Annotated in this window: 5 protein-coding genes; 2 read left to right on the top strand and 3 right to left on the bottom strand. The window is 63.0% G+C overall.

What is annotated here, in order from left to right; translation table 11 throughout:
* Position 1 precedes the first annotated feature (1 nt).
* The 3 genes from ACTJKL_RS02625 to ACTJKL_RS02635 form a co-directional block, all read right to left on the bottom strand.
* Positions 2-874, bottom strand: a complete 873-nt coding sequence (locus tag ACTJKL_RS02625; protein ID WP_018095729.1) for a carbohydrate ABC transporter permease — start codon at positions 872-874, stop codon at positions 2-4.
* Positions 875-1,063: 189 nt separating this feature from the next.
* Positions 1,064-2,374 carry an ABC transporter substrate-binding protein gene (locus ACTJKL_RS02630; protein WP_018095730.1) on the bottom strand — a complete coding sequence of 437 codons (1,311 nt, stop codon included), beginning with the start codon at positions 2,372-2,374 and terminating at the stop codon, positions 1,064-1,066.
* Positions 2,375-2,567: 193 nt separating this feature from the next.
* Positions 2,568-3,521: a sugar-binding transcriptional regulator gene (locus tag ACTJKL_RS02635; protein ID WP_440852094.1), complete on the bottom strand. Its 954-nt coding sequence runs from the start codon at positions 3,519-3,521 to the stop codon at positions 2,568-2,570.
* Between the two features lie 200 nt (positions 3,522-3,721).
* On the opposite strand from ACTJKL_RS02635, the gene ACTJKL_RS02640 reads away from it, so the two are divergent.
* Together ACTJKL_RS02640 and preA are read left to right on the top strand one after the other, a co-directional pair.
* A complete protein-coding gene (locus ACTJKL_RS02640) occupies positions 3,722-5,083 on the top strand; it encodes an NAD(P)-dependent oxidoreductase (RefSeq protein WP_440852095.1) in 1,362 nt (453 codons plus the stop codon).
* Between the two features lie 31 nt (positions 5,084-5,114).
* Positions 5,115-6,428 carry an NAD-dependent dihydropyrimidine dehydrogenase subunit PreA gene (gene preA / locus ACTJKL_RS02645; protein WP_440852096.1) on the top strand — a complete coding sequence of 438 codons (1,314 nt, stop codon included), beginning with the start codon at positions 5,115-5,117 and terminating at the stop codon, positions 6,426-6,428.
* The last annotated feature ends 24 nt before the right edge of the window (positions 6,429-6,452 follow it).

Below are 6,452 nucleotides of genomic sequence, written 5' to 3' on the forward strand. Positions count from 1 at the left end.
CTCAAGCCTCCAGCGTCTTGCCGATCATGCGCATCAGGAAGAATGCGACGATATTGGCGAGGATGACCGCGATGATCCCGCCCGCCGAGGCGCCGCCCACATCGAACTGCAGAAGGGCTTGGGCGTAGACGAGGAATGTGAGGTTCGTGCTCTGCGTACCCGGACCGCCATTGGTGGTGACGAGGATCTCGGCGAAGACCGACAGCAGGAAGATCGTCTGGATCAGGATGACCACCGTGATCGCACGCGAGAGATGCGGCAGGACGAGATAGATGAAGCGGCTTACCGCGCCTGCGCCGTCCATCTGTGCGGCTTCCTTCTGCTCCTCGTCGAGCGACTGCAGCGCCGTCAGCAGGATGAGCGTGGCGAAAGGCAGCCACTGCCAGGCGACGATCAGAATGATCGAGAGAAGCGGCGCGTTGGCGAGAAAGTCGAACGGCTGCAATCCGAGCAGCTTGGCGAGCCAGGCGAAAAGTCCGTTCACGGGATTCATGAACATGTTCTTCCAGACCAGCGCCGCCACCGTCGGCATGATGAGGAAGGGCGCGATCACCAGGATGCGCACGATCCCCTGCCCGAACATCGGCTGGTCGAGAAGAAGCGCCAGCCCGATGCCGCCGACCACGGTGATGAAGAGCACGCCGAGAACGATGGCGAGCGTGTTGAATATCGCCTGAAAGAAGGCCGGGTCGGTGAGGAAATAGGTGTAGTTCGTAAGCCCGGCGAACTCCTCCATCCCCGGCATCAGCAGGTTGTAGCGCAGCAGCGAGAAATAGACCGTCATGGCCAGCGGCACGATCATCCAGGCCAGAAGCAGGAGCACCGAGGGCGCGATCATCAGTCGCGCGGCGGAGCGGGTGTGCAAGGTCGCCATGGCGTCCCCCGTGTGAAGTCGACGCGGTTCTTCAAAAACGGCACGCGTATTGCCATCCGAATGCGCGCCATGAATTGGAAAAGTCAGAGCGGAACGCGGATCGAAGGCGGGTTGCCCCTTTCCCCGTCCCGCTCTGGAGGTAGCCGGGGCGTTCGCTGTTTCCAGCAGACGCTCCGGCTCCTTGGGAGCTCACTTGATGTAGCCGGCTTTGGTCATTTCGCGGGTCGACAGCTGCTGCGCGCTGGCAAGCGCCTGATCCACGCTCATCTGACCGGCCAGCGCCGCCGAGAACACCTGCCCGACCGCCGTGCCGAGACCTTGGAATTCCGGGATCGCGACGAACTGGACGCCGACATAGGGCACCGGCTTCACCGCCGGGTTCTTCGGGTCGGCGGCATTGATCGAGTCCAGGGTCATCTTCGCGAAGGGGGCCGCCTTCTGGTACTCCGGGTTCTCATAGAGGGAGGTGCGGGTACCGGGAGGAACGTTCGCCCAGCCTTCCTTTTCGGCAACGAGCTTCAGATAATCCTTGCCCGTGGCCCAGGCGATGAACTTCTGCGCCGACTCGGCCTTCTGCGATCCCGCCGGAATGGCGAGGTTCCAGGCCCAGAGCCAGTTGCCGCGCTTGCCGAGGCCGGTGTCGGGAGCGAGCGCGAAACCGACCTTGTCGGCAACGGTCGACTCCTTCGGATTGGTCACGAAGGAGGCGGCCACGGTCGCGTCGATCCACATGCCGCACTTGCCGGTCTGGAACAGCGACAGGTTCTCGTTGAAGCCGTTGGACGAGGCGCCGGGCGGGCCAGCGTCATTCATCAGCTTGACGTAGAAGTCGAGTGTGTTCTTCCACTCCGGCTGGTCGAACTGCGGCTTCCAGTTCTCGTCGAACCAGCGGGCGCCGAAGGCGTTTGCCGTGGCCGTCAGGAAAGCCATGTTCTCGCCCCAGCCGGCCTTGCCGCGCAGGCAGATGCCGTAGATCTCGTTATCCTTGTCGGTGATCTTGCGGGCCGCATCGGCGATGAAATCCCAGGTCGGCGCATCGGGCATGCTAAGCCCGGCCTTCTCGAACAGGTCCTTGCGGTACATGACCATCGAGCTCTCGCCGTAGAACGGTGCCGCATAGAGCTTGCCGTCGATCGTCAGGCCGCTGCGGATCGCCGGCAGAAGGTCGTCGACGTCGTATTCGGGACCGAGATTGTCGAGCGGCAGGAGCCAGCCCTGCTTCGCCCAGATCGGCACTTCATACGTGCCGATCGTCATGATGTCGTACTGACCGCCCTTGGTCGCGATGTCGGTCGTGACCCGCTGGCGCAGCACGTTTTCCTCGAGAGTGACCCACTCAAGCTGGATGTCGGGATTTTTCGACGTGAAATCGTCCGTCAGCTTCTGCATCCGGATCATGTCGCCATTGTTCACGGTGGCAATGGTCAGCGTCTCCGCTTGGGCCAGACCCGCCAGAGCGACTGCCGAGCACGTGCCCAGCAGGAAAGTTCTCAAATTCATCGACTTCCTCCCAGAAGAAATTGAGCATTTGCCTTGCTCGTGAGCAATTACTCACCGATTGAGATGAAATGTCAATCCGCATTTGTCGTTCCGGTGCGGCAGAGCAGCTAAGAAGATGTTTTAGCTTTGGATTTTTTACAGGGATTTCACGAGAACGACGCCGATGCCGCGGCCCCGCGGCCGGCCGCGCGATCTAGACGCGGAGCAGATAGTCGGCCGTAGCCTCATCGGTGACGAGACCGTTGATGATCCTGCCCTTGAGTGCGGCGCGCAGCGCCTCGTATTTGCGCCTGCCCTTGGCGATCCCGATGACCGAGGCGCGGTCGCGCGGCGGCAGCGGAACCGAGGCGACGCGCTCATTGATGCTGTCGGGCAGGAGCACGCCTTCGTGGTCGAACATCCAACCGCAGATCTCGCCGGCAGCGCCCGCGGCCATCAGCCGTGCCATTTCACCGCGCGCCAGGAACCCGTCTTCGCAAAGCGGCGCGTCGGGCCCCAGTTCGCCGACGCCCACGAAGGCGGCGTCGGCCTCGGCGCCGAGTTCCAGGGCGATCTGCACTAGGCTCTGCTTGTGCAGGACTTCGCGCTCTTCCGGCGAGGAGACGAGAACCGGCAAGGGCATGGGAAAATGCCGCGCCTTGATCGTGTCCGCCATGCTGAAGATGACGTTGTAATAGGCAGCCGACCCGTCGAGCCGGATATTGCCGGTGAGCGAAACGATACGGTGCTGCGGGCATTCCATCGATGGCAGCTGGTCGATGGTCGCCTTCAGCGTCCGGCCCGTGCCGATCGCCAGCACCACGGGCTCGGCCGACTTCAGCCAGCGCTCGATTTCCGCCGCTCCGGCCTCGGCAATGCCGACGGTCGTGGATTGGGAACCGGGGTCGCTCGGAACGACGTCGACATGCTTGAGGTCGTATTTCTCCTTGAGACGCGCCGCCATTTCGAGGCAGGCGGCGATCGGATGGTCCAGGCGCACCTTGATCAGCCGCTCGGCCATGGCAAGCGACACGAGACGTTGCGCCGATTGCCGCGAAATTCCCATGACCGACGCAATCTCGTCCTGCGTCCGGCCGGCGACATAATAGAGCCAGCCTGCGCGGGCTGCATCGTCCAGCCTGTTGCTGCTTTCCGCCTTGCGTGCCATCGATTGCCTCCCTTCCCCTTGATTTGCTGCCACTATTTTCCATGCGCTGTCAAACGGGGGGCGATATGCGGCGCGCCTTGGCACCGGCAAGGTCCGCTTTTCCAGGCTTTTGCGGCGGGTTGGAAGGAAATTTTACCGTTTGATAAAAAAATAAAGCGTGTTACCGTTCCGTCATCCTGAGAAAACATTGGGAGCCAAAAATGGGAACGACGCAATCTGGGATTCTCGGCGGGCGGCTGCCGCTTGCCGAGTACGAAGCCAATTTCTCCGACCTTCATGCGCCACTCGACAGGCACGAGGCGCTGGTCGCCGCGGACCGCTGTTATTTCTGTCATGACGCGCCCTGCATGACTGCCTGTCCCACCTCCATCGACATCCCGCTCTTCATTCGCCAGATCGCGACGGGCAATCCGATCGGCTCGGCGAAAACGATCTTCGACCAGAACATACTTGGTGGCATGTGCGCCCGCGTCTGTCCCACCGAAACGCTCTGCGAAGAGGCCTGCGTACGCAACACGGCCGAGGAGCGGCCGGTCGAAATCGGCCGCCTGCAGCGCTACGCAACCGACATCGCAATGCGGGAGAACAAGCAATTCTATACGCGCGCCGCTCGTTCCGGCCGCAGGGTCGCCGTCGTCGGCGCCGGGCCGGCGGGGCTCGCCTGCGCGCATCGGCTGGCCGTAAAAGGCCACGACGTGGTGATCTACGACGCGCGCGAAAAATCCGGCGGCCTCAACGAATACGGCATCGCCGCCTATAAGGCGGTCGACGACTTCGCCCAGAAAGAGGTCGAATACGTGCTTTCGGTCGGCGGCATCGAGGTCAGCCACGGCAAGGCGCTCGGCCGCGACTTCTCCCTTGCCGATCTGGCGGAAGAATTCGATGCCGTCTTTCTCGGCCTCGGTCTTGCCGGTGTCAATGCACTGCGGATCGAAGGCGAGAATGCCCAAGGCGTCGAGGATGCCGTCGACTTCATTGCCGCACTTCGCCAGTCGAAGACAAAGGCCGACATTCCGGTCGGCCGGCGCGTCGTGGTTCTTGGCGGCGGCATGACTGCGATCGACGCGGCCATCCAGGCGAAGCTGCTCGGCGCCGAGGAAGTGACGATCTGCTACCGCCGCGGCAAGGAGCACATGAACGCCTCGGAATTCGAACAGGATCTCGCGGCTTCCAAGGGCGTCACCATCCGCCACTGGCTGCAGCCGAAGCGCATCGCCGTCAAGGACGGCAGGGTCGCCGGCATCGAACTCGACTACACCACGCTCGAGAACGGTAGGCTGACGGCGACCGGCGAGACCGGAATCATTGCCGCCGACCAGATCTTCAAGGCCATCGGCCAGACCTTCGAGGCCTCCGGCCTCGGTGCGCTACGCATGGAAAGCGGGCGCATCGTCGTCGATGCGGAAGGGCGCACCTCGCTCGACAAGGTCTGGGCCGGTGGTGACTGCGTGCTCGGGGGCGAGGACCTCACCGTTTCCGCCGTCGCGATGGGACGCGATGCCGCCGGATCGATCGACCGGGCTTTCGCCGCGGCTCAGCCGCTGGCGAGCGCCGTTGCTTGAAAAGCAGAACAGGATCGAGAGGACGAGAACAATGGCTGATCTTCGCAACAATTTTGTCGGCATCAAATCCCCGAACCCGTTCTGGCTCGCCTCGGCGCCGCCGACGGACAAGGCCTACAACGTCGAACGCGCCTTCAAGGCAGGCTGGGGCGGCGTCGTCTGGAAGACCCTGGGTGAGGAAGGACCGCCCGTTGTCAATGTCAACGGCCCGCGCTACGGCGCGATCTGGGGCGCCGACCGGCGGCTGCTGGGTTTCAACAATATCGAACTCATTACCGACCGCGATCTCTATGTGAACCTGCGCGAAATGAAGCAGGTGAAGATGAACTGGCCGGACCGTGCCCTGATCGCCTCGATCATGGTGCCTTGCGAGGAGAACGCCTGGAAGGCGATCCTGCCGCTGGTCGAGGAGACCGGCGCCGACGGCATCGAGCTCAATTTCGGCTGTCCGCACGGCATGTCCGAGCGCGGTATGGGCTCGGCGGTCGGCCAGGTGCCGGAATATATCGAGATGGTTGTGCGCTGGTGCAAGCAATATACGCGCATGCCGGTCATCACCAAGCTGACGCCGAACATCACGGACATCCGCAAGCCCGCCCGCGCTGCCAAGGCCGGCGGCACCGACGCGGTATCGCTGATCAACACGATCAACTCGATCACCGGGGTCAACCTCGACACTTTCTCGCCGGAGCCCTCGATCGACGGCCGCGGCAGCCATGGGGGTTATTGCGGCCCGGCGGTGAAGCCGATCGCCCTCAACATGGTGGCCGAGATCGCCCGTGATCCCGAGACCCACGGCCTGCCGATTTCCGGCATTGGCGGCGTGACCACCTGGCGGGATGCGGCGGAATTCATGGTGCTCGGGGCCGGCAACGTGCAGGTCTGCACGGCGGCGATGACCTATGGCTTCAAGATCGTCCAGGAGATGATTACGGGCCTTTCCGACTGGATGGACGCCAAGGGCCATCGGTCGCTCGACGACATCAGCGGCCGTGCCGTCCCGAACGTCACCGACTGGCAATATCTCAACCTCAACTATATCACCAAGGCGAAGATCGATCAGGACGCCTGCATCAAATGCGGCCGCTGTCATATCGCCTGCGAGGACACTTCGCATCAGGCGATCACCCAATTCGTCAATGGCGTGCGTCATTTCGAGGTGATCGAGGAGGAATGCGTCGGCTGCAACCTCTGCGTCAATGTCTGCCCGGTGGAGAACTGCATCACCATGGAGCCGCTCGCGGCCGGCACGCTCGACCGGCGCACCGGGAAACCGGTCGACCCGAACTACGCCAACTGGACGACCCATCCGAATAACCCGATGGCCCGCCAGGCCGCCGAGTGAAGACATACGAGTCAGACCGGAGGG

The sequence above is a fragment of the Sinorhizobium sp. 22678 genome, from assembly GCF_052044265.1.
Classification (GTDB): domain Bacteria; phylum Pseudomonadota; class Alphaproteobacteria; order Rhizobiales; family Rhizobiaceae; genus Sinorhizobium; species Sinorhizobium meliloti_A.

Coding starts and splice junctions, on each gene's coding strand:
- preA (WP_440852096.1), top strand. CDS start 5,115: ATGGCTGATCTTCGCAACAATTTTGTCGGCATCAAATCCCCGAACCCG.
- ACTJKL_RS02640 (WP_440852095.1), top strand. CDS start 3,722: ATGGGAACGACGCAATCTGGGATTCTCGGCGGGCGGCTGCCGCTTGCC.
- ACTJKL_RS02625 (WP_018095729.1), bottom strand. CDS start 874: ATGGCGACCTTGCACACCCGCTCCGCCGCGCGACTGATGATCGCGCCC.
- ACTJKL_RS02635 (WP_440852094.1), bottom strand. CDS start 3,521: ATGGCACGCAAGGCGGAAAGCAGCAACAGGCTGGACGATGCAGCCCGC.
- ACTJKL_RS02630 (WP_018095730.1), bottom strand. CDS start 2,374: ATGAATTTGAGAACTTTCCTGCTGGGCACGTGCTCGGCAGTCGCTCTG.